Below are 22196 nucleotides of genomic sequence, written 5' to 3'. Positions count from 1 at the left end.
GCCGTAGCGTTCGAGCTATACGGTTGTGTAATATCGTAGCCACAACGTAACACTATAGTGAACAACACACAGAGGTTTAATCATGATCGTTCGTCATGCCTGCAAAGAAGACTGCGCTGCGATAGGAGAGATTTACAACCACGCGGTGCTGCATACAGCCGCGATCTGGAACGATAAAACCGTCGATACCGATAACCGAATCGCCTGGTTTGAGGCACGCACTCTCGCGGGTTACCCGGTTCTGGTAAGCGAAGAAGACGGCGTGATTACCGGCTACGCCTCTTTCGGCGACTGGCGCGCCTTCGACGGTTTTCGTCATACGGTTGAGCACTCGGTCTACGTCCACCCGGAACATCAGGGAAAAGGCATTGGCCGCACGCTGATGATCGCGCTGATAAACGAGGCCCGCGCCATCGGTAAACACGTGATGGTGGCCGGGATTGAAGCGCAAAACCATGCCTCGATTCACCTCCACGAAACGCTCGGCTTTGTCATCACGGGGCAGATGCCGCAGGTGGGAACCAAGTTTGGCCGCTGGCTGGACTTAACCTTTATGCAGCTGCAGCTGGACGAGCGCAGCGAACCGGACGCAATCCCATGAATCAGTCGCTGACGCTGGCGTTTCTGGTGGCGGCGGGAATTGGTCTGGTGGTGCAAAACACCTTGATGGTGCGTATCACCCAGTCCTCCTCCACCATTCTCATCGCGATGCTGCTGAACTCCCTGGTCGGCATTGTGCTGTTTGTCAGCATTCTGCTGCTGAAACAGGGCGTCGCCGGGTTCAGCGAGCTGGCCGCAACGGTTCGCTGGTGGACGCTTATACCGGGGCTGCTGGGGTCGTTTTTCGTGTTTGCCAGCATCAGCGGATATCAGAACGTTGGCGCGGCGACGACCATCGCCGTGCTGGTGGCAAGCCAGCTGATTGGCGGGCTGGTGATGGACGTGCTAAGGAGCAATGGCATTCCGCTGCGCGCCCTGATTGGCCCGGTGTGCGGTGCGGTGATGCTGGTGGTCGGAGCCTGGCTGGTGGCGCGACGCCAGTTTTAAACGTTACAGTATGGTGCCGCCTTTCGTCAGCTGTTCCTCACGCGCTTCCATCTCCTCTTTATGCTGCTTACCGTGGTGCGAAATCGCGGTGCGCAGACGCTGCTGCTGGGTATAGCGATCTTCACGACTGAGCTCAGCATCATCGCTTAATTCAATCAGCAGCTCGTTCATGTGGGTAATCACGCTCTCTTCGATGGCGGCATCGACGCGGGCGATAACTTCATTTAAATGTGACATTGTCACTCCTTGTTATGTGCCGGGTGGCGGCTACGCCTTACCCGGCCTACAGGGGGAACCGTAGGCCCGGTAAGCGCAGCGCCACCGGGCAAACGATCAGTTCAGCTTCGCCTTAGAGAAATCGCTGCCCATCAGGCTCACGCTGTATCCGGTCACGTTGCTGCGGGTCGCGTAGAACGTTTTTCCGTTGGCCAGCGCGATCCACGGCGCCTGCTGGTAGAAAATCTCCTGCGCCTGGCCGTAAAGTTTCGCGCGCTCGGCCGGGTTACTGGTCAGCTTCGCTTTCTGCACCAGCGCATCATACCCCTTATCGCACCAGCGCGCGGCGTTTGAGCCGGTTTTAATGCTGTTGCAGCCCAGCAGCACGTCGGCAAAGTTGTCCGGGTCGCCGTTATCGGACATCCAGCCAAACAGCGCGGAGTCATGTTCGCCTTTACGCATTCCGGAGAGATATTCGCCCCACTCGTAGGAGACAATTTTGGCTTTAACGCCGACTTTCGCCCAGTCGCTCTGGATCATCTCCGCGATACGACGCGAGTTCGGGTTATACGGACGCTGAACCGGCATTGACCACAGCGTGACTTCCGCGCCCTTCTCCAGACCCGCCTGCTTCAGCAGTGCTTTCGCTTTTTCAGGATCGTAGCTGTAGTCCTTCAGGTCTTTATTGAAGCCCAGCATATTTGGCGGGATCGGCGATTTTGCCACCGTGCCCGATCCCATAAAGACCGCATTAACGATGGCCTTCTTGTCGGTCGCGTAGTTAAGCGCCTGACGCACCAGCACGTTATCGAACGGTTTTTTCTCTGTGTTGAACGCCAGATAGCCGACGTTCAGCGCATCGACCGAGTGCAGCGTCAGGTCTTTGTTGTTCTTAATGGCGTCAAACTGAACCGGGGATGGCGCAGGAATAATCTGGCACTCGTTGGTCTGCAGCTTCGCCAGGCGGGTTTCCACGTTTGGCGTAATGGAGAAGATGAGATGCTTCGTCGGCACTTCGCCTTCCCAGTAGTTCGGGTTTGCGACGTAGCGGATCAGCGAATCCACTTTGTACTGCTGCAGCACGTAAGGCCCGGTACCAATCGGCCAGGTGTCCACGTTCTCAGGCGTGCCTTTTTTCAGCATCGCGTCGGCGTATTCGGCGGAGAGAATGGAGGCGAAATCCATCCCCCAGTCGGCCAGAAACGCGGCGTTGGGTTCGCTGAGGGTGAACTGAACGTGATAATCGTCGACCTTTTTAACGTCCTGGATCAGCTTATCGAGACCCACATCGTTAAAGTATTCGTAGTTGCCCTGCGACACGTTGTGGTACGGGTGTTTAGGGTCTTTCTGACGCATGACTGAGAAAATAACGTCATCGGCGTTAAAGTCGCGCGTCGGTTTGAAGTATTTATTGCTGTTGAACTTCACCCCTTTGCGCAGGGCAAAGGTATAAGTCTTGCCGTCCGGCGAGATCGTCCAGGACTCTGCCAGCGACGGCACCGGGGTGTTTTTCACCGGGTCGAAATTGATCAGGCGGTTGTACAGTACCTGAGAACTCGCCACAAAAGACGGGCCAGAGCTGGCGATTTGCGGGTTGAAGGACTCGGGGGACGCTTCAGAACAGTAAATAAGGGTGTCGTTGTTTGCCGCCCATGCGGCACCGGCTGGTAACAGCGCGCTCAGCGCAAGGGCGAGCAGTGTTTTCCCTGTAGACATGGTTATAACCCTGACAGTTTTATTATATAGGACAGTAATAACAGCACAGGCGTTTTGACCTGGCAAATAACGAAACACTATCAGGTTATTCTAAAGCCGCGTTTTTTGCTGTTTTAACCGCCAGCGCCCAAAAAGATGATTTGCCTTAAGTGCCATTATTCGTCAAGCACAACCGTCACTTTCTATGCCGCAAGAAATCGGTCCTTTTAGCGTCTCTTCCCCCGTTTGGTTGCTTCCTGGTTTCGTTAAAGTAACGGTGTGAAGAAGTATATGGGATCAAATCGTGGCAAAAACTCTTTTACGCAGCGGTAACCTGGATGACTTTCAGGCCGTTGGCGGCGGCGGACAAGCCGTTTTTGAATCAGCGTTACAAATCCGGGAAGCGCTCCGGTTGCGCAAACAACAGGCCATCGTCGACTGTCTGGCTATTCCTCAGGTCAACGACAGCGGTGACCGCGTGGACTGGTATTCCCCCGTTGAAGGGAGCGTAACCAGCTGGAAAGCGGCAGATGAAGATGACCGCTATCGCGCCCTGCGCTATCTGGAAAACACGCTCGCCAGCGTTGAGTCGTTAAGCAAGAAATGCCTCCAGTCCCCCAAAACCGCGCAGCAGCTTTTTGGCTCTCTGCTGTCAAAGGCGTTTCAGTTCCCGGGTGAAAACTTCCTTTTCCTGGTGGACGGAAAGCCTGTCATCAGCTTCTGGGGCTTTGTAAACCTGAACGAAAATGCGCGCGACGATGTTCTCGACTGCCTGCGAGAATCGCTGGTCCCTGAGCCTGCCCCCGTTGTGATTGAAGATCCTGAGCCCGAGCCTGAGCCAGAACCGGTTGTAGCCTTTGAATACGCCGACGAGCCGCTGATCGCCCCTTCCACGGTGGTGCGCATCACGCCGGAAGAGCTGTATGAGCCAAAGCCAGCCCCGGCGGTTGCGCAACCCGCTCAGGAACCTGCTCTGCCGATCGTCGCGAAAAAACGTCGTGTTCCCCTGTGGACGCTGCCGGTTGCTGCCGTGATCGTTGCCGCCATTGCCGCACCGCTGCTGTGGCCAAAACAGTCGCCCTCCGCTGAGCCCGCACCGGTGCCCGCACCAGAACCCGTCGAGATTGCGCCAAAGCCGATCAAAGCGGTTGAGCCGCTGGCGATGAAACTGCCGCTGCATCAGGCAGAGGTGCTGGCAAACAAAGAAAAAGAGCCTGCTCCAGCGCCTGCACCACAGCCTGCCCCGGTGGTGATTGTCGCCATCCCGAAAGATGCCATGGTGATGGAAGCGAATCAGGTGAAAGCGGGATCGACGCGTTTCCTGAACGGTACCTGGCGTGCGGTTCTCGACGTGAAAGATCCGGTCACCGGCAAACCGCCGTCAATGCGCTATCAGATCCAGAACAATAAAGGCTTCGCCCGGGTTGTCCATGGCGACAACGTCGTCTGCCGCGCGGAGGTCTTCTCCGGGCTGCACAGCAACGGCGAGCTGATGATTAAAAGTCGCGGTACTGCCCGCTGCACCGACGGTTCCCGCTACCCGATGCCGGAAGTTGCCTGTAAAGCAGGCGCCAGCGATATCGCAGAATGTCGCGCCCGTTATGATGCCAATACCGTCGTTCCACTGACGTTCAAGAAAGCAGGTGCCTGATCCTATGCTGGTAAATCTTTGCGACTATAAACAAAGCGTCACGCTTATTGCCAACAGCGGCGTGCAGTTCCTTGATTTCGGTCTGACGCCGCAGGACACCGCCAGCAACGGGCGCTTCGTACGTAAAACCGCGAACGGCCCGCTTTTGCGACTCGATTTCGACCTGGTTAACGGGCGCTATACCCTGCCGGGAACGAACGGCGGGCAGCCTGAAGTGGTTAAGCCGGAAACCACCATCCCGCTGCATCAGTCCCTGGCGGTGCTGGACGGCGTCTGGCTTCCGGTTCCGTTCCTGCGCTTCAACCCGCCGCGAACCTTCGTTGAGGGGCCGGATAACTGGGCGCGCGTTCAGGTGCGCAGGCTGGATACACCCGACACGGCAGGCAATACGCACCGCGTCACTCTCGCCCTTGACAGCCAGATTGCTGAACACGCCACCTCCGCCCTTTCCCCGGTTGAAAACGATATTCTGAACGGGACCCGTTTCGCGCTGGCCTGGCGAGACAAGGAGGTTGAAAGCTTCCTCGACCAGACGTGGATTGACGGCTGGCTGCGCGAGGCATTTACCCAGTATGCCGACGGCGTTGAAAACCGCTCTGAACGCGATCTCCAGCAGGCGATGCGCGGTTTTGAATATCAGGCCCACTGGCTCAACCTGATGACCATGCTCGGTGAACAGCTCACCGTGCCGGAAGTGAAATTTGTAACCCATACGCTCAGCACGCCTGCCATTCCGGTCGATCTGATCCTCGACGTGGGCAATACCCACACCTGTGGCGTCATTATTGAAGACCACGGCGATGCCAACGATGGCCTGCGCCAGACCGCCGAGCTGCAGGTTCGCTCGCTAAGCGAGCCGCAGTTCCTGAATGCGCCGCTGTTCACCAGCCGTCTCGAGTTTTCGGAAGCGCGTTTTGGCAAGCAGCACTTCTCGGTTGAAAGCGGTCGCGAAGATGCCTTTGTCTGGCCGTCCATTGTTCGCGTGGGTGATGAAGCCCGCAAGCTGGCGATGCAGCGTCTGGGGACCGAAGGCAACAGCGGCATCTCGAGCCCGCGTCGCTACCTGTGGGATGAAACGCCGGTCGTGCAGGACTGGCGCTTTAGCCAGATGAACAGCAAGACCCAGCGTGAACCGCTTGCCACCGCGTTTCCGCTGATGAACCTGATGAACGATGACGGCGAGCCGCTCTTCACGCTGCCGCAGGACGAGCGGCTGCCGGTCTTCTCGCCGCAGTACAGCCGCAGTACGCTGATGACCCACATGCTGTGCGAGCTGCTGGCGCAGGCGCTGGGGCAGATCAACAGCGTCGCCACGCGCTTACGTCTGGGATTCCCGGCGTCGCCGCGCCAGCTGCGCACGCTGATCCTGACGCTGCCCTCCGCCATGCCAAAGCAGGAGCGCGAGATCTTCCGTCGCCGCATGTTTGAAGCCATCGCCATCGTCTGGAAAGCGATGGGATGGCACCCGCAGGATGAGGATTTTGTCACCCGCAAACAGCAGGAAAAAAGCGTGGTGCCGGTACCAGAAATCCAGATGGAGTGGGATGAAGCCAGCTGCGGTCAGCTGGTCTGGCTGTATAACGAAGCCATCTCCCGCTTTGGCGGCCAGACCGAAGCCTTCTTCGCCTCTCTGGCCCGTCCGGACCGCGAACCTGAGCCGGGTAGCCAGCCGGGCCGCGCGCTGCGCGTCGCGTCCATCGACATCGGCGGCGGCACAACGGATATGGCGATCACCCATTATCAGCTGGACGACGGTTCTGGCAATAACGTCAAAATCACCCCTCAGCTGCTGTTCCGTGAAGGATTTAAGGTCGCGGGCGACGATACGCTTCTGGACGTGATTCAGCGCTACGTGTTGCCCGCGCTGCAAACGCAGCTGCAGAAATCCGGTATTGCTGATGCCTCGCTGCTGATGGCCTCGCTGTTCGGCGACTCCGGGCGTATTGATACCCAGGCCGTACTCCGCCAGCAGACGGCGCTGCAGCTCTTTATGCCGATTGGCCATGCCATTCTTGCCGCGTGGGAATCGAGCGACGTTGACGATCCGCTGGCCGGTCTGCATGCCACCTTTGGCGATCTCCTGCCGCAGAAGCCGACGCGCAACGTGATGAACTACCTGCAGCAGGCGATCGATCATGCCCTGCCTGCGGGCTCTGACGCTTTCGACCTGTTCGCCGTGCCGCTGCACGTCAGCTTCCGCGAAATGCAGGATGCGATGCTGGCCGGGCAGTTTACGCTGGCCTCCCCGCTGCACGCGGTGTGTGAGGCGATTTCACATTACAGCTGCGATATTCTGCTGATCACCGGACGCCCCGGCTGCCTGCCCGGTGTGCAGGCGCTCATTCGACATCTGCAGCCGGTGCCGGTCAACCGCATCGTCTGGCTGGATAAATACCAGGTACATGAGTGGTATCCGTTCAGCCAGCAGGGGCGCATTGGCAACCCGAAATCGACAGCTGCAGTCGGGGCCATGCTCTGCAGCCTGGCGCTTGACCTGCGCCTGCCGCGCTTTAACTTTAAAGCTGCGGACATTGGCGCGTATTCCACCGTGCGCTATCTGGGCGTGCTGGATAACACCGTCAATACCCTGCGCGAGGAAAACGTCTGGTACCAGGATATCGACCTGGATAAACCCGGCGCGAAGCTTGACGCGCGTCTGCACTTCCCGCTGCGCGGTAACGTGACTCTCGGCTTCCGCCAGTTGGCGAACGCGCGCTGGCCCGCCACGCCGCTCTACACGCTCAGCATCAACTCGGCTGAACTGGCGAAAGCCATTGCCGGTGACGGCGTGCTGAACGTGCGGCTCAGGCTCTGCGGCGGCAGCAAGCAGGAGGGGCCGGAGGCCTTCGAGCTGAGCGATGCCTGGCTGCAGGACGGCACGCCTGTTGCGCCTGACGCATTAACCTTCAAACTGAACACTTTGGCCGATCGCCGACACAGCGGTAGCCACTACTGGATCGACAGCGGGAGCGTATACCTGAAATGACAGAGACGACGACCACCACTCAGGCCTTAATTGGGTGGATTAATGAGACGCGCCTGAACGCCCCTGTGCTGGATAACGATGCCGACGCCCTGCTTGCCCGCATCAACGCGGCGCAGGCGCGGGAACAGGCTATTGAACGCGCCATGACCCGCCAGAGCAGCGTTGGGCTTTACGGCCATTCGCAGAGCGCGAAAGCGCACCTGCTGTTGTCTCTTTGCGGCAGCGGTAATGGACGCCTGAACGTGACGCCGGGCCAGCGCACCTTTGACTATTTTTCGCATATCAATCCGGGACATGCCCTGACCAATATGGCCGTCCGCTTTACCCGTGAAAACACGGAGGTGGCGGATGAAGCGTTCCCGCTGCGTCTGAGTCTTGTCACCGAGGCCGAGCTGGTACAGCTGTTTATTGCCCGTACGACCCTCCATCCACAGATGCGCGCGGTGGATAAAGCGGTCATTGAGACACGTCTGGAGAAGTGGCGCGGGCTGCGCCAGCCGCAGAGCGTGCCCGGCATCACGGCTCAGGAAGTGGGGACGATTGCCCGCTTCTGGCAAAGCACGGTTCCCGCCGCTAAGCAGCAAATCGATGATGCCCTGTGGCATGAGTTTGCCCAACTGGTACCTTCTCTCGATCTCAGCACGCGAGCCAGCGTCTGGTCGCTGCTCTGGGGCGAGCAGCAGGAGTTGACCCAGCAGTGGTTAAAACTGGCCCATGTGCTGCACCAGACCAGCCATGCCGGCGATCTTGCTGCCCCGCTTAGCCTGCTGGTGGACAGCTTTGGGCTGCCGGGTGAAGGGTTCCTGACGCACGACGGCGCGTTAGACCTTCAGGACGCGCAGGAGACGCTGCTTCATCCGCTGAATAGCGGTGAAATGCTTAACGCCATCAGCATCCCGGTCGACGTGCTGGCATTCCTGACCCGCGAGCTGGTGCTGCCGGTTGAGAACGGCGCTCTGGATAACGTCGATATTATTGATATTCCGGTTTTTGAAGATAACCGTGCCGATCCGTTACGCCAGGCAAAATCCCAGTGGCTTCTTGAACATTACCGTCAACAGCTTCAGCCGGATGTGCTGGTGATTTGCAATGCGACGGCGCATCACGAGCAGACGGCTAAAAAAGCAAAAGTGCTGATGAACTGGGTCAAGGAAACGCAGCCTGCTGAAGAATCTGCCCTGCCGGGGCTGGTGTGGGCGATCACCCCGCATGACGCCCGCTTTACTACCCGGCAGAATCTCGATGAAGCCGTACAGCATCTGCTCGGAAAGCCGGGTTTACGCTGGGGCACGCTGCAGGCGCTGGACAGCCACAGCATGCAGCGCGTCATCGAATGGCTGTCCCAGGCCACGTTACCCGCGCAGCGACAGAAACGTCTCGGCACGCTGAAAAACGCGCTGCGTCAGGAGCTGTCGGCGCTGGTGCAAAGCTATCTGGCACCGCTGGTTGAGGAACCGGGGACAAGACGCGCTCAGGCGGAAAACATGGTGCGCATGCTGCAAAGCAGCGCCGCCCGCCACGGCGAACTGCTTGAAGGCTTGCTGCCGCCTCTGAAAGCCTTTGAAACGCTGCTCGCCGTTCAGCAGCCTCGCGAGGAGCAGGTGAACGGGCTGTTTACGGACACCATTGACCTGTTTGCCGAGAACGCGCAGGAAAGCACTGGCCTGTTCCAGACAAAAGACAAAGCGCGTCTCGCGCACCGAGTCTGGATAAATCATCTGCGCCAGTGGAGCCGCAACGAGGCGACCGCCGCCCGTCTTGGGCTGGATCCTGAGGTGTTACAGCAAATCGCGGATGTGCTGGTCGTCACCAGCTACCGGCTGAATTTGCCTCAACAGCTTCAGCGCATTGTCGAAGCGGATAAAAGTAGCGCGGCACAGCTGCATGCCGTGATGGGCAATTTCGTTGGCTGGCTGGGTTACGACCAGACGCCCGTGGCAACGCGTCCGGCAAGCCGCATCCGCAAGGGCCAGGCCATCTTCGTCACGCCGGTGGTCAGCAGCGCCGAGCCTCGTTTGACGCGCCTGGGAGAACAGCCTGTACATGCGGCCACCGCGTACGTGTACGACTGGCTGGTCGCACTCTATAGCCGCGCGATAGAGAACATTGATTACCAGCACCCGCATGATGTTCAGCCTGACGCACGTCAGGCACTGCGGGCTTTAATAAAGTAGCCGCCCTTCTTGCCGGGTGGCGCTGCGCTTACCCGGCCTACATTTCGCAACGATGATAAATCGCACAATAATCACATCGTCATACATTCGGCTAAGGCCCGCGCCAGCGCAGAGGGGTTTTCCCACGACATCGAGTGCCCCGCCGCAGGGATAATTTTTACCTCAACGCCCTTTTGCTTCAGATTATCCACATCGTCATCCGGCAGAGAGAGCTCGCCAAAAATCAACGTTACCGGGCAAGGGAGTGACAGGAAATGCGCTTCCCACTCGGGCTCAACGCCCGCCACCAGGCTCGATGCGCCCCGCCAGACGGCATACGGCGCATTACTCTGCAGGCACCCGGCCCACGCCGTTTTTTCTGCGCTAAGCATGGCGTCATAACCCTGCTCCAGAAACTGTTGCTCGGTTTGCGCTGCAATAGACCGGCTGAACATGCCCCCACCCGCGTGGAAATTGGGCTCTGACACCATCAGTCCCTTCACGCGCGACCCCAGCAGCCCCGCCGTTTCGATAGCGATACTACCGCCCATGCTGTGGCCGTATAACCAGAAGGAATCCAGCTCAAGATGGTCAATCAGTTCCGCGACAACGTGCGCCTGGTCAGTGGTTTTATAGCTGTAGTGCTCAGGCTTATCGCTGTAGCCGCTGCCGGGCAAGTCGATGAGAATCGCTCTGCGCGCGCCAAACAGCGGGTCATGTACGACGCGGGGATATTCGTAGGAAGAGGCGCAGCCCAGCCCGTGAATAAACACCACGGGATCGCCGGTGCCGGGCAGGTCATGCCAGCGCACGGTGCAACCGGCCTGCTGCGAGTAAAAACTGTTCATAAGCACTCCTTTTTATGATGCACTGTGTATTTATACAGTCACCACATCAGGAATGCTATGTTCATCTTTTAAAACTGGAAGCGTGCTTCAGAAAAGCGAGACCAGCAGCGCAACGGGAAAGCTCATTGGCCAGGTTGACCCCACCAGAAAAGCGCTGAGCAGGCGGATACGTTTGCGGTCTTTAGAGAGGAACCAGGTAATTAATGCGCAGATGGAAGCCATGATTGCGTAAAAAACCAACATCTTTTGATACAACGTCATTCTGTATACCAGAGCCGAAAAAATAACCGCACGCAATATGCGTCATATGTTGACACAGATCAAGTTTTTTCGTTACAGAATAACCACTTAAAAATTACGGCTAATAACAATTGAGTATCTTTCGTAACACGTGTGGCAGGCAAGGAGAACGCCTGGCCTCGCATGCGGCCAGGCTGGGAGGATTAGTGTTTTATCATGACATGCCGCACGACCGTATAATCCTCAAGCCCGTAGACCGACATATCCTTCCCGTAGCCCGATAGTTTCATGCCGCCGTGCGGCATTTCGCTCACCAGCATAAAATGGGTATTCACCCAGGTGCAGCCATACTGCAGGCGCGCGCTCAGGCGATGGGCGCGGCCCACGTCTTTGGTCCAGACCGAAGACGCCAGGCCATATTGCGAATCGTTCGCCCAGGCCAGCACCTGCGCCTCATCATCAAATTCGGTGACGCTCACCACCGGGCCAAACACCTCGCGCTGCACAATGGCATCTTCCTGTTTGGCCCCCGCCAGCAGGGTTGGCTGGAAGTAGTAGCCCGCCCCCTCTTTTTTGCTGCCCCCGGTCACGACGGTGACGTGGCTCAGGGCTTTGGCCTCATCCACCGCTTTGCACACGCGGGATAAATGCGCCGCCGAACTCAGCGGCCCCAGCTCGGTTGATTCGTCCTCGGGTGCGCCCATTTTCAGGCTAGCAACCGCAGCACCCAGTTTTTCCACCAGCGCGGCGTAAATGCCCTTTTGCGCGTAGATACGACAGGCGGCGGTACAGTCCTGCCCGGCGTTGTAGAAGCCAAACGTCCTCACCCCTTCGACGACCGCATCCAGGTCGGCATCATCAAACACGATCACCGGCGCTTTACCGCCCAGCTCCATGTGGGTGCGTTTAATGGAGGACGCCGTATGGCCGATGATATGTTCCCCGGTAGCAATTGAACCGGTCAGCGAGACCATACGGACTTTTTCATGTCCGGTAAGCGGATCGCCGACCGTTTTGCCCCGACCAAACAGCACGTTAAGAACGCCCGCCGGGAAGATATCTTTTGCCAGCTCTGCCAGCTTAAGCGCGGTCAGGGGCGTAATCTCAGAGGGCTTAATCACCACGCAGTTCCCTGCCGCAAGCGCGGGTGCCAGTTTCCAGGCTGCCATCATCAGCGGGTAGTTCCACGGTGCAATAGAGGCAACCACGCCCACCGGGTCGCGGCGGATCATCGACGTATGGCCGTCAAGGTACTCTCCGGCGGCCAGCCCGTTAAGGCAGCGGGCGGCCCCGGCAAAGAAACGGAAAACGTCAACCACCGCCGGAATTTCATCACCCAGCGCGCAGTGCAGCGGCTTGCCGCAGTTGAGGGATTCGAGCCGGGCAAACTCCTCGCCGTGGGCTTCAATCGCATCCGCCAGCTTCAGCAGGCTCTCGGCGCGGGTTTTCGGCGTCGTTTGTCCCCACGCCACAAAAGCACGGTCGGCAGCCTGAACCGCCGCGTCGACCTGGGCCGCTGACGCCTCAGCAATCTCCAGCAGCACCTCTCCGGTGGCCGGGTTATAAACCGGCTGTTTCTCACCCTCTCCGGCAACCAGTTCACCGTTTATCAGCAGATGTTTTTGCATAGCATTTTCCTGTTGAATTCACTGTTATTTCCCGCTGCCGGCAATGTTTTCGCCGTCGCGGGTTAGCCACCAGGCTCCCAGAATGGGGATAGTTGTCACCAGCATCACCAGCAGAGCCACGACGTTGGTGACCGGCACGTCGCGCGGACGCCCGAGCTGGTTGAGCAACCACAGCGGTAACGTGCGCTCGTGTCCCGCCGTAAATGTTGTGACGATTATCTCGTCAAACGACAGGGCAAACGCCAGCATACCCCCTGCCAGCAGCGCTGAACCCAGATTGGGCAGCACCACATAGCGGAAGGTTTGCCATCCGTCGGCCCCGAGATCCATCGACGCTTCGACCAGACTCCAGGAGGTGCGCCTGAACCGGGCAATTACGTTGTTAAACACCACCACCACGCAAAAGGTGGCGTGTCCCACCACGATGGTGAAAAACCCCGGCTCAAGGTCAATCGTTTTGAAGGCCGTCAGCAGCGCCAGGCCGGTGATGATCCCCGGTAACGCAATCGGTAACAGCAGCAGCAGAGAGATCGCATTCTTGCCAAAAAACTCGCTTCGCCACAGCGCCGCTGCAGCAAGCGTGCCAAGCACAAGGGCAATGGCGGTGGAAAGCGCGGCAATTTGAAGTGACAACGTCACGGATTCGATAATATCGCCGCGCCCCGCCGCCACGCTAAACCACTTCAGCGTTAGCCCCTGAGGCGGAAAGCTGAAAGCGGCGTCTTCGGTGTTGAAGGCGTAGGTCGCGATTATCAGCAGCGGGAAGTGCAGAAAGATAACGCCTCCCCACGCTGCCACTTTGAGGAACAGCGGTGCGCGTTCAGAGTGCATCGAATGCTCCCAGACGTTTCACGAACGCCAGATAAAGAGAAATAAGCACGATGGGTACCAGCGTGAACGCGGCGGCCATGGGCATATTGCCAATGGCACCCTGCTGCGAGTAGACCATGTTACCGATGAAGTAGCCCGGCGGCCCCACCAGCTGCGGAACGATGAAATCCCCCAGCGTCAGGGAGAAGGTGAAAATGGATCCCGCCGCAATGCCCGGAATGGCCAGCGGCAGAACGACGTAGCGAAAGGTCTGGCGCGGGCGGGCGCCGAGGTCGGCCGAGGCCTGCAGCAGCGAGGCCGGCAGGCGTTCCAGCGCCGCCTGTACGGGCAGGATCATAAACGGCAGCCAGATGTAAACGAAGACCAAAAACCGTCCCAGCCCGGAGGTGGACAAGGTGTTGCCGCCAATCGCCGGGAGCGTCAGGAGTGAGGTCAGAATCGGCTCCAGCCCGAGATGGTTGAGAAACCATTGCGCCACGCCGTCCTTCGCCAGCAGCAGCGTCCAGGCGTAGGCTTTGACGATATAGCTCGCCCACATTGGCAGCATCACGGCGATATAGAAGAAAGCCTTCCACTTGCCGCGGGTGTATCGCGCCATGTACCAGGCCATCGGGAATGCGAGAATGGCGCTGGCAATCGTCACCGCAATCGCCATCGTTAAGGTTCGCAGGATGATGTCGTAGTTAGCCGGGTTGAAGAGCGCCTGAATATTCGCCAGGGTCAGGTCCGGCGTGACCGCCATGGTGAAATCGTCAAAGGTGTAAAACCCTTGCCACAGCAGGGTCAGAAGCGATCCTAAATAGACGATGCCAAACCACATGAGCGGCGCGAGCAGAAGCAGGAACAGGCCGAGCGACGGTTTTCGCCAGAACAGCGCCGTCATGCGGCTGAAGCGGCCGTGCAGGGCGGGAGGATGCGCGACACTCATAGACATTTCACCTCTCCTCGTGCAGGCGAATCATCGCCTCGCGTGACCATGACGCCATCACCGCCTGCCCCGGCGCAATGCCGCTCAGCGGCGAGGTTTCACTGAGATTGGCCTGGCTCACCAGCAGTTTGGCGCCATCGGCAAGCTTCAGCTCCAGCCGCGTGGCCGCCCCCTGATACTGAACGGCCTGCACGATGCCCTGAACCTGAACGTCTCCGCCCTCGTTAAGACGAATATGTTCCGGACGCAGGGAATAGCTACCTTCCATACCGCAAATTTTCTGCGCTAGTCCGGCATCAAAGACGTTGGAAGTGCCCACAAAACTCGCGACAAACGGCGTGCGCGGACGCATGTAGAGATCGCGCGGGGTGTCCACCTGCTCGATCCGCCCGTTATTAAACACCGCCACCCGGTCTGACATTGAAAGGGCTTCACCCTGATCGTGGGTGACGAAAATGAAGGTGATGCCGAGTTCCTGCTGAAGCTTCTTCAGCTCGAACTGCATCTGTTCACGCAGTTTGAGATCGAGCGCACCTAAGGGCTCATCCAGCAGCAGGACGCGCGGCTCATTGACCAGCGCCCGGGCGATGGCGACACGCTGCCGCTGGCCGCCGGAAAGTTGCGAAGGTTTGCGGGCAATGGCAAAGCTCAGGCCCACTTTTTCGAGGGCATCACGGGCCTGCGCATGGCGTTTTTTCTTGTCGATGCCTTTGACCATCAGCCCGTAGGCAACGTTGTCGAGGATCGACATATGCGGGAACAGCGCGTAATCCTGAAAGACGGTGTTCACATCCCGCTCCCAGGGAGGCAGTTCGCTCGCCTCTATGCCGAAGATAGAGATCGTCCCGCCTGACAGCTGTTCAAAACCGGCAATCAGGCGCAGGCAGGTGGTTTTGCCGGAGCCCGAAGGCCCCAGCATGGAGAAAAACTCTCCGTCACGAATCGCAATGGTGACCCCATCCACCGCCCGTACGTCGCCGTACAGACGGGAAACATTGTTAAACTCTACCGCGTACGTCATGTTCTGCTCCCGGGCAATTAACGACCGCCCATGATGGCGATGTAATCCTGCGTCCAGCGGCTGTAAGGCACAAATTTGCCGCCTTCGGCGATGGGGGTTTTCCAGAACATGATTTTGTCGAACTCGTTATAACCGTTTGTTTCACAGCCTTTATCGCCCAGCAGCGTGCTGGCTTTACACCCTTCCGGCACCACGGGCAGGGAGCCAAACCATGCTGCCAGATCGCCCTGCACTTTCGGCGTCAGCGACCAGTTCATCCACTTGTAGGCGCACATCGGGTGTTTTGCCTGCGCGTGCAGCATGGTGGTATCCGCCCAGCCGGTCACCCCCTCTTTCGGGAAGACGGTTGCAATAGGCTGGTTCTCGGCCTTCAGGGCATTCGCCTGATACGGCCAGGCGCTGGAGGCCACGACGCCCTCGTTTTTGAAATCGCTCATCTGGACGGTGGTGTCGTGCCAGTAGCGGTGAATCAGAGCATGCTGGTCGCGAAGCACCTTAAGCACGGCGGCATACTGTGCTTCGGTGAGCTGGTACGGGTCTTTAATACCCAGCTGCGGCTGCGTGGCCTTGACGAACAGCGCGGCATCCGCGATGTAAATCGGGCCGTCATACGCCTGCACGCGTCCCTGATTGGTTTTACCGTCCGGCAGATCCTGTTTGGTAAAGACCACGCTCCAGCTGTCAGGCGGCGTCGGGAAGGTTTTGGTGTTGTACATCAGCAGGTTTGGCCCCCACTGGTACGGCGTGCCGTAGACTTTCCCGCCGACGTTAAACCATTCCCCTTTCACAATCCGTCCGTCGAGGGTTTTCCAGTTGGGAATGAGGTCGGGGTTAATCGGCTGGACGCGTTTGCCCATGATCAGGCGCAGGGAAGCGTCACCTGAGGCGGTGACCAGGTCATATCCCCCTTTCGCCATCAGGCTGACCATTTCATCCGACGTGGCCGCCGTTTTGACGTTGACCGCACACCCGGTCTCTTTTTCAAACTGGGTGACCCAGTCGTAGTTTTTATCCGTCTGTCCGCGTTCGATGTACCCCGGCCAGGCGATAATATCCAGTCGACCTTCCCCGTCGCCGATGGCCTTTGGAGGTTCTGCGGCTTGCGCTGTCATGATAGTCATGCCGAGCGCGCACAGGCTGCTGCGGGCAAATTTTTTGCTCATAAGGGTTACTCCTGTCGCAATGAAATTTAGCGGCAGCCGTGCCGTAAAAATATCTCCCTCATTAAACGTAGACCGCGCAAATGCGCCGCACCGTTCGGCTTCAGGAAATTTCATCAAGGTGTGACCGAGGACGCATTCCCCGTTAACTGGATTATAGACAAGGAGTTAGCCGCGAGAGACGGTATGCAGATTTCCTATGACAGGGCACCGCGAAATATTCACAGTGCCGTCATCAGGATAAGAAATGAATATTTAAAAAACGAAAAAAGGATTATTCAAGCATCGTGCTAATTAATTTGCCTAACTGAATGACCGCCTGCTCTTCTCGCTCTCCCCAGGCCCACGACGTATTAAAACGGAAGAACGGCGTCCATGCGTCAGAAGTGGAAAACATCTTTCCGGGGGCAATGCTGATGTGATGCGTTAGGGCTTTTTCGCTCAGCAGCCCCGCGTCCAGATGCGCCGGAAGCTCCAGCCATAAAAAGTAACCGCTGTCGTTATGATGGATTTTGACGCCGGCAGGCATATGGCGCAAAAGGGACTGCCAGGCCTGCTGCTTTCGCTCGGCGAGCGTACGCCGCAGGCGGCGCAGATGGGCGTCGTAGCGTTTCGTCGCCAGGTAATCAACCAGCGCCAGCTGCACAGGTGAGCTTGTGGAGAGCGTGCTCATCAGCTGCAGCTGCTGAATACGTCGCGCGTGTTTTCCTGCCGCAACCCAGCCGATGCGAAAACCGGCCACCAGACATTTTGAAAAGGACGAGCAGTGCAGCGTCATATCCTGACGATCCCATGCTTTCGCCGGAAGCGGTTTTTCGCGCCCAAAATAGAGCTCGCTGTAGACGTCGTCTTCAATCAGAGGAACGTTGTGCTGCGTTAACAGGGCGACAAGCTGCGCTTTTTTCTCCGCGCTCAGCGTGAAGCCAAGCGGGTTCTGACTGTTGGTCATTATCCAGCAGGCTTTAACCGGATACTCCTTCAGCGCCTGTTCAAGGGCATTCAGGTCAATCCCTTCGCGGACGTCCGTCGCAATCGACAACGCTTTAAGCTTCAGGCGTTCGAGCGCCTGCAGCGCGCCGTAGAAACAGGGGTTTTCGACAATCACCCAGTCGCCCGGCTCGGTCACCGCCTGCAGGCTGAGATTGAGCGCTTCAAGGGCGCCTGCGGTGATCACAATCTCTTCCGGGGAGATGTTCATCCCCTGCTGCGCGTAGCGGCGGGCAATGGCGTGGCGGAGATCAACGTTACCCGGCGGCAGGTTCTCAATCACGCTCATCGCCGTTGCGGTTTTGCTGACGTTCGCCAGCGAGCGGTTGAGCTGCTGCAGCGGGAAAAGCCGTGGGTCGGGAAAGGCGGAGGCAAAAGGGACAACGGACGGGTCGCGGCTGGCCTGTAAGACGTCGAAGATGTAGGTGTTAATATCCACGACTTCGTCACGCATCACCTGGGCAGGTGGAGCAGGCTGATGTGCGGTCGGGCGCGAGGCAACGTAATAGCCCGACTGCGGTCTGGCGACAATGCGCCCCTGACTTTCCAGCATCTGATACGCATGGCCAACGGTCATAAAACTCATGCCGCTGCTCGCCACCTGCTCTCGCAGAGAAGGCAGCTTATCGCCCGGCAGCCATACGCCGAGCTCTATCTGCGAGATAATTTGTTGCGCCAGACGCTGGTATTTTTTCATCAGATTCTCCTTGTGGCTGACAGTGTATATCAGCAGGAGAAAAAGAGAAGATTTAGCTAACTGTTATAGTTCGGGAAACGAATTACTTGCGGTACTCGGTAACGTGGCTTTGCGCCTGACGCGCAGCGGCCAGGTGATCGAGCGTTATCATCGACGATTTGCAAAAGATGCATTTCGCGCCGAGTGGGTTTTTCTCAGACACATCAAAGACTGAGGTACGGTACTGCGAGCCATGACAGCATGGGCAGCGGAAATGAATATAAGAAGTCATAGGATTCTCCTGTGAACGTAAAAACGTAAATTACTAATGGGCCGATTGGGCATAATGGTTTTAAACAAAACGAATCGGAATGTAGATAAAGACCCAAGAGAGGCTGCGGAGAGGCACAACGTGATGAGAACTGCTTTATAAAACTACGTCAGATATTTATTTGGACTCAAAACCAGAAGACCATTAACGCACGGCGTTGGCGACAAAGCAAGCTGTTTTATGCGTAAAATTCATAAAAACAGTGTTTTTATTCCTCATTCGAGAAGTATATCAGATGGCTAAAGCATGAGTATTATGCCAACTGTTATGGTTAAAAATCACTTTTCTGAGTCTGATAGTCAGATCTTCGCCCCTATACCATAACAGCACACCGTTTGACATTGAGGCTGTGCATGTTTGGTTTAGATGCGTTTCACCTTGCGCGGATACAGTTTGCCTTTACCGTATCCTTTCACATTATTTTCCCGGCCATTACCATCGGTCTTGCAAGCTATCTTGCCGTGCTCGAAGGGCTGTGGCTGAAAACAAAAAATCCGGTCTGGCGCTCGCTGTACCATTTCTGGTCGAAGATATTTGCCGTCAACTTTGGCATGGGCGTGGTGTCCGGGCTGGTGATGGCCTACCAGTTTGGCACCAACTGGAGCGGCTTTTCGCAGTTTGCGGGCAGTATTACCGGCCCGCTTCTGACCTATGAAGTGCTTACCGCCTTCTTCCTCGAAGCCGGGTTCCTCGGCGTAATGCTGTTCGGCTGGAACAAGGTCGGACCGGGTCTGCACTTCTTCTCCACCTGCATGGTGGCGCTGGGGACCATTATCTCTACCTTCTGGATCCTCTCTTCAAACAGCTGGATGCAGACCCCGCAGGGCTATGAGATCGTCAACGGTCAGGTGGTGCCGGTGGACTGGTTCGCGGTGGTGTTTAACCCCTCCTTCCCTTACCGCCTGCTGCATATGTCGATAGCCGCGTTCCTGAGCAGCGCCCTGTTTGTGGGCGCATCCGCGGCATGGCATCTGCTGCGCGGGAATAATACCCCCGCCATCCGGGCGATGTTTTCGATGGCGCTGTGGATGACGCTGATTGTCGCCCCCATCCAGGCCATGGTTGGCGATATGCACGGGTTGAACACCTTAAAGCACCAGCCCGCCAAGATAGCCGCGATTGAAGGACACTGGGAAAATCCGCCGGGTGAGCCTACCCCGCTGCTGCTGTTTGGCTGGCCGGATATGGAGCAGGAGCGCACCCGCTTTGGGCTGGAGATCCCGGCGCTGGGGAGTCTCATCCTGACGCACAGCCTGGATAAACAGGTTCCGGCGCTGAAAGAGTTTCCAAAGGAAGACCGCCCGAATTCCACCATCGTCTTCTGGTCGTTCCGCATTATGGCGGGTCTGGGCATGCTGATGCTGCTTCTTGGGGTAACGGCACTCTGGCTGCGATATAAAAAGCGCGTTTATTCGTCGCGCCCCTTCCTGTGGTTTGCGCTGTTGATGGGGCCATCGGGGCTGATTGCCATTCTGGCCGGGTGGATCACCACCGAAGTGGGCCGCCAGCCTTGGGTGGTCTATGGGCTCCAGCGAACGAAGGATGCGGTTTCTGCCCATGGTGATTTGCACATGAGCGTGAGCCTGCTGGCCTTCTTCGTCGTCTATACCTCGGTATTCGGCGTGGGTTACAGCTATATGGTGCGCCTCATCCGAAAAGGCCCGCAGCCGCATGAATCTTTCGCCACCGAGTCCGACGGACGTCCGGCGCGCCCGCTTTCTGCCGTCACAACTGAACATAAGGAGCAGCCATAATGGGTATCGATCTTTCCATTATCTGGTTTGTGATCATCGTTTTCGCCACGCTGATGTATATCGTCATGGACGGTTTTGATCTGGGGATTGGCATTCTGTTCCCGGCAACGCAGAACGCCGACGATCGCGACGTAATGGTCAACAGCGTCGCGCCGGTCTGGGACGGAAATGAAACCTGGCTGGTGCTTGGCGGCGCTGCGCTGTTTGGCGCATTCCCACTTGCCTACGCGGTGATCGTGGATGCCCTCACCATTCCACTGACGTTAATGCTGATCGGACTTATTTTCCGCGGGGTGGCATTTGAATTTCGTTTTAAGGCCACCCCGGCGCACCGTCCTTTCTGGGATAAGGCGTTTATAGGCGGTTCCATTCTGGCGACGTTTACCCAGGGCGTGACGGTAGGCGCCGTCATTAACGGCTTTACCGTCACCGGCCGGGCCTATACCGGCGGCCCCTTTGACTGGTTTACCGCGTTTAACCTGTTTTGCGGCGCCGGGCTGGTGGTGGCCTATGCGCTGTTAGGCTCGACCTGGCTGGTGATGAAAAGCGAAAACGCGCTGCAGCAGCGGATGCGCGAGGTATCGAAAACGCTGTTAATCGTGCTGCTGGCGTTTATTGCCGCCATTAGCCTCTGGACGCCGCTGGCACAACCGGCCATCGCCGCGCGCTGGTTTACGCTGCCGAATCTGTTTTATCTGCTGCCGGTTCCTGCTCTGGTGGTGATTTTTAGCCTGTACCAGTGGCGCTGCCTGAATAATCCCGCCAGCCATAGCCGTCCGTTTATTCTGACACTGGGGCTGGTATTCCTCGGCTTTAGCGGGCTTGGGATCAGCATCTGGCCGCATATTATTCCACCGTCGATCACCCTTTGGCAGGCCGCCGCACCGACGCAAAGCCAGGGCTTTATGCTGGTCGGCGCGCTGTTGATCATTCCCGTTATTCTGGTCTACACCTTCTGGAGTTACTACGTATTTCGCGGCAAAGTTCAGCATGGGGAGGGTTATCACTGATGCAACAACCGGTCTGGAAAAGATTACTGTGGCTGGCCATTATCTGGGGCGGCAGCGTACTGGCACTGGCTGCTGTCAGCATGCTCTTCCGTATGCTAATGACGGCTGCAGGGTTTAAATCGCATTAACATCATTCCGGGCAACCGCTGCGTTGCCCTGTTCCCCCGCACTTTCAGATAAACCCCATTAACGCATGGCAGCGTATCGTTACACTGGAAAAAGATTCACAGTGTTTATAGTTTGAGAAGAAAAATGAAAAAGCTCATCGCGTTAAGTGTTATCAGTCTTGTTCTTACCGGCTGCGTTAATCCGGGTAAAGCCTCCGTTCAGCCGGAGCAACTTCAGAATCACCGCTTCGTGCTGGAAAACGTGAACGGTAAGGCCGTGAAGACCGCGACAACGCCACCTGAGCTCAGTTTTAGCGCGCTGCCTGATATCAGCCTGGTGAATAACATCAGCGTTTCCGGCCAGATGTGTAACCGCTTCAACGGACAGGGGAAATTGTCCGAAGGCGAGCTTAAGGTTAAAACGCTGGCCATGACGCGCAAGCTCTGTACTGAACCGCAGCTGAATGAGCTGGATCAGGCCATCGGCGACATGCTGCGCAAAGGGGCGCAGGTCGACCTGACTGAGGACCAGTTAACGCTGGCGACAGCCGATAAAACGCTGATGTTTAAGCGTGTAGAATAATCAGTAGTTACCGCAGCTTCCAACGGCAAGCGACTGTTCGCTACAGCGTTTGCCGTTTGGCAAGGCGCACATCCCAATAGCAGAACCATCAAGCTGGCGAGCGACAGACAGCGAACCGCCAATCATTGCGCAGTTAGCCTGACCAGCGCTGGACATCGCCGCTTTCATTCCCGGCGCCACGTGGGCTGCCGTTGCCTGCTGAACGGGTTCACTGCTACATGCCGACAACAATAATGCGGCACACCCTACCAAAAACGCTGAGCGCATGCTTTCTCCCCCATAAATGATGCGAAACCTATGCATAATAGGCATCACAGCCCGTGTCGTCGAGAGCGAAAGTGCGT

The 22196-nt window shown here is 57.6% G+C and carries 21 protein-coding genes; 9 read left to right on the top strand and 12 right to left on the bottom strand.

What is annotated here, in order from left to right; genetic code table 11:
- Positions 1–82 precede the first annotated feature (82 nt).
- The gene (locus tag UR504_RS00170) at positions 83–601 is read left to right on the top strand and encodes a GNAT family N-acetyltransferase (protein WP_115875262.1); all 519 of its coding nucleotides are present in this window, start codon (positions 83–85) and stop codon (positions 599–601) included.
- A complete protein-coding gene (locus UR504_RS00165; protein ID WP_032656841.1) occupies positions 598–1047 on the top strand; it encodes a DMT family transporter in 450 nt (149 codons plus the stop codon). Before UR504_RS00170 ends, UR504_RS00165 begins: the two co-directional genes overlap by 4 nt.
- Before the next feature lie 3 nt (positions 1048–1050).
- Here the strand turns inward: UR504_RS00165 and UR504_RS00160 are convergent, their stop codons facing one another.
- Positions 1051–1284: a YdcY family protein gene (locus UR504_RS00160; protein ID WP_127731079.1), complete on the bottom strand. Its 234-nt coding sequence runs from the start codon at positions 1282–1284 to the stop codon at positions 1051–1053.
- 96 nt (positions 1285–1380) lie between these two features.
- Positions 1381–2979, bottom strand: coding sequence for an ABC transporter substrate-binding protein (locus UR504_RS00155; RefSeq protein ID WP_249575973.1), 1599 nt, complete (start codon positions 2977–2979; stop codon positions 1381–1383).
- Between the two features lie 283 nt (positions 2980–3262).
- Here UR504_RS00155 and UR504_RS00150 point away from each other — a divergent pair, with 283 nt between their 5' ends.
- Genes UR504_RS00150 through UR504_RS00140 form a run of 3 tightly spaced genes read left to right on the top strand, consistent with a single transcriptional unit; the run spans position 3263 to position 9769 of the window.
- Positions 3263–4609, top strand: coding sequence for an SrfA family protein (locus UR504_RS00150; protein ID WP_302235434.1), 1347 nt, complete (start codon positions 3263–3265; stop codon positions 4607–4609).
- Between the two features lie 4 nt (positions 4610–4613).
- Positions 4614–7595, top strand: a complete 2982-nt coding sequence (locus UR504_RS00145) for a virulence factor SrfB (protein ID WP_302235433.1) — start codon at positions 4614–4616, stop codon at positions 7593–7595.
- Entirely contained in the window at positions 7592–9769 is a 2178-nt protein-coding gene (locus tag UR504_RS00140; protein WP_302235432.1) for a virulence factor SrfC family protein, read from the top strand. The genes UR504_RS00145 and UR504_RS00140 overlap by 4 nt, the downstream gene beginning before the upstream one ends.
- A 71-nt stretch (positions 9770–9840) precedes the next feature.
- Here the strand turns inward: UR504_RS00140 and UR504_RS00135 are convergent, their stop codons facing one another.
- The 9 genes from UR504_RS00135 to UR504_RS00095 all read right to left on the bottom strand — a co-directional run bounded on the left by UR504_RS00135 (position 9841) and on the right by UR504_RS00095 (position 18359).
- The gene (locus UR504_RS00135) at positions 9841–10596 is read right to left on the bottom strand and encodes an alpha/beta fold hydrolase (protein ID WP_271367999.1); all 756 of its coding nucleotides are present in this window, start codon (positions 10594–10596) and stop codon (positions 9841–9843) included.
- An 87-nt stretch (positions 10597–10683) separates the two neighbouring features.
- Positions 10684–10857 (bottom strand): GhoT/OrtT family toxin, encoded by a 174-nt coding sequence (locus UR504_RS00130; protein ID WP_013096478.1) that lies wholly within the window; start codon positions 10855–10857, stop codon positions 10684–10686.
- A 182-nt stretch (positions 10858–11039) separates the two neighbouring features.
- The gene (gene patD, locus UR504_RS00125) at positions 11040–12464 is read right to left on the bottom strand and encodes an aminobutyraldehyde dehydrogenase (protein ID WP_302235431.1); all 1425 of its coding nucleotides are present in this window, start codon (positions 12462–12464) and stop codon (positions 11040–11042) included.
- Positions 12465–12488: 24 nt separating this feature from the next.
- Complete coding sequence (locus UR504_RS00120; RefSeq protein WP_029741505.1) at positions 12489–13295, bottom strand: ABC transporter permease; 807 nt, start codon at positions 13293–13295, stop codon at positions 12489–12491.
- Positions 13285–14223, bottom strand: a complete 939-nt coding sequence (locus UR504_RS00115) for an ABC transporter permease (RefSeq protein ID WP_414464873.1) — start codon at positions 14221–14223, stop codon at positions 13285–13287. The genes UR504_RS00120 and UR504_RS00115 overlap by 11 nt, the downstream gene beginning before the upstream one ends.
- Positions 14224–14230: 7 nt before the next feature.
- The gene (locus UR504_RS00110; protein WP_271368006.1) at positions 14231–15244 is read right to left on the bottom strand and encodes an ABC transporter ATP-binding protein; all 1014 of its coding nucleotides are present in this window, start codon (positions 15242–15244) and stop codon (positions 14231–14233) included.
- Between the two features lie 17 nt (positions 15245–15261).
- Positions 15262–16407, bottom strand: coding sequence for a putative ABC transporter substrate-binding protein YdcS (gene ydcS, locus UR504_RS00105; protein WP_115875287.1), 1146 nt, complete (start codon positions 16405–16407; stop codon positions 15262–15264).
- A 271-nt stretch (positions 16408–16678) separates the two neighbouring features.
- Positions 16679–18088 carry a PLP-dependent aminotransferase family protein gene (locus tag UR504_RS00100; protein ID WP_127731091.1) on the bottom strand — a complete coding sequence of 470 codons (1410 nt, stop codon included), beginning with the start codon at positions 18086–18088 and terminating at the stop codon, positions 16679–16681.
- 82 nt (positions 18089–18170) lie between these two features.
- On the bottom strand, positions 18171–18359 hold the full coding sequence (locus tag UR504_RS00095) for a hypothetical protein (RefSeq protein WP_028013309.1): 189 nt from the start codon (positions 18357–18359) through the stop codon (positions 18171–18173).
- A 392-nt stretch (positions 18360–18751) separates the two neighbouring features.
- On the opposite strand from UR504_RS00095, the gene UR504_RS00090 reads away from it, so the two are divergent.
- The 4 genes from UR504_RS00090 to hslJ all read left to right on the top strand — a co-directional run bounded on the left by UR504_RS00090 (position 18752) and on the right by hslJ (position 21852).
- Positions 18752–20152 (top strand): cytochrome ubiquinol oxidase subunit I, encoded by a 1401-nt coding sequence (locus tag UR504_RS00090; protein WP_115875297.1) that lies wholly within the window; start codon positions 18752–18754, stop codon positions 20150–20152.
- Positions 20152–21162 (top strand): cytochrome d ubiquinol oxidase subunit II, encoded by a 1011-nt coding sequence (cydB, locus tag UR504_RS00085; protein WP_115875298.1) that lies wholly within the window; start codon positions 20152–20154, stop codon positions 21160–21162. The genes UR504_RS00090 and cydB overlap by 1 nt, the downstream gene beginning before the upstream one ends.
- On the top strand, positions 21162–21290 hold the full coding sequence (locus UR504_RS00080; protein ID WP_008501283.1) for a DUF2474 domain-containing protein: 129 nt from the start codon (positions 21162–21164) through the stop codon (positions 21288–21290). The genes cydB and UR504_RS00080 overlap by 1 nt, the downstream gene beginning before the upstream one ends.
- Before the next feature lie 124 nt (positions 21291–21414).
- Positions 21415–21852 carry a heat shock protein HslJ gene (gene hslJ / locus UR504_RS00075; protein WP_115875300.1) on the top strand — a complete coding sequence of 146 codons (438 nt, stop codon included), beginning with the start codon at positions 21415–21417 and terminating at the stop codon, positions 21850–21852.
- On the opposite strand, the gene UR504_RS00070 is transcribed toward hslJ, so the two are convergent.
- Positions 21853–22119 (bottom strand): DUF333 domain-containing protein, encoded by a 267-nt coding sequence (locus tag UR504_RS00070; protein ID WP_115876072.1) that lies wholly within the window; start codon positions 22117–22119, stop codon positions 21853–21855.
- Between the last annotated feature and the right edge of the window lie 77 nt (positions 22120–22196).

The organism is Enterobacter sp. 241F3 (genome assembly GCF_034106785.1).
GTDB classification, from domain to species: Bacteria; Pseudomonadota; Gammaproteobacteria; order Enterobacterales; family Enterobacteriaceae; genus Enterobacter; species Enterobacter vonholyi.
Note: the sequence above shows the minus strand (reverse complement) of the source record. Positions and strands in the feature narration are given on the sequence as shown.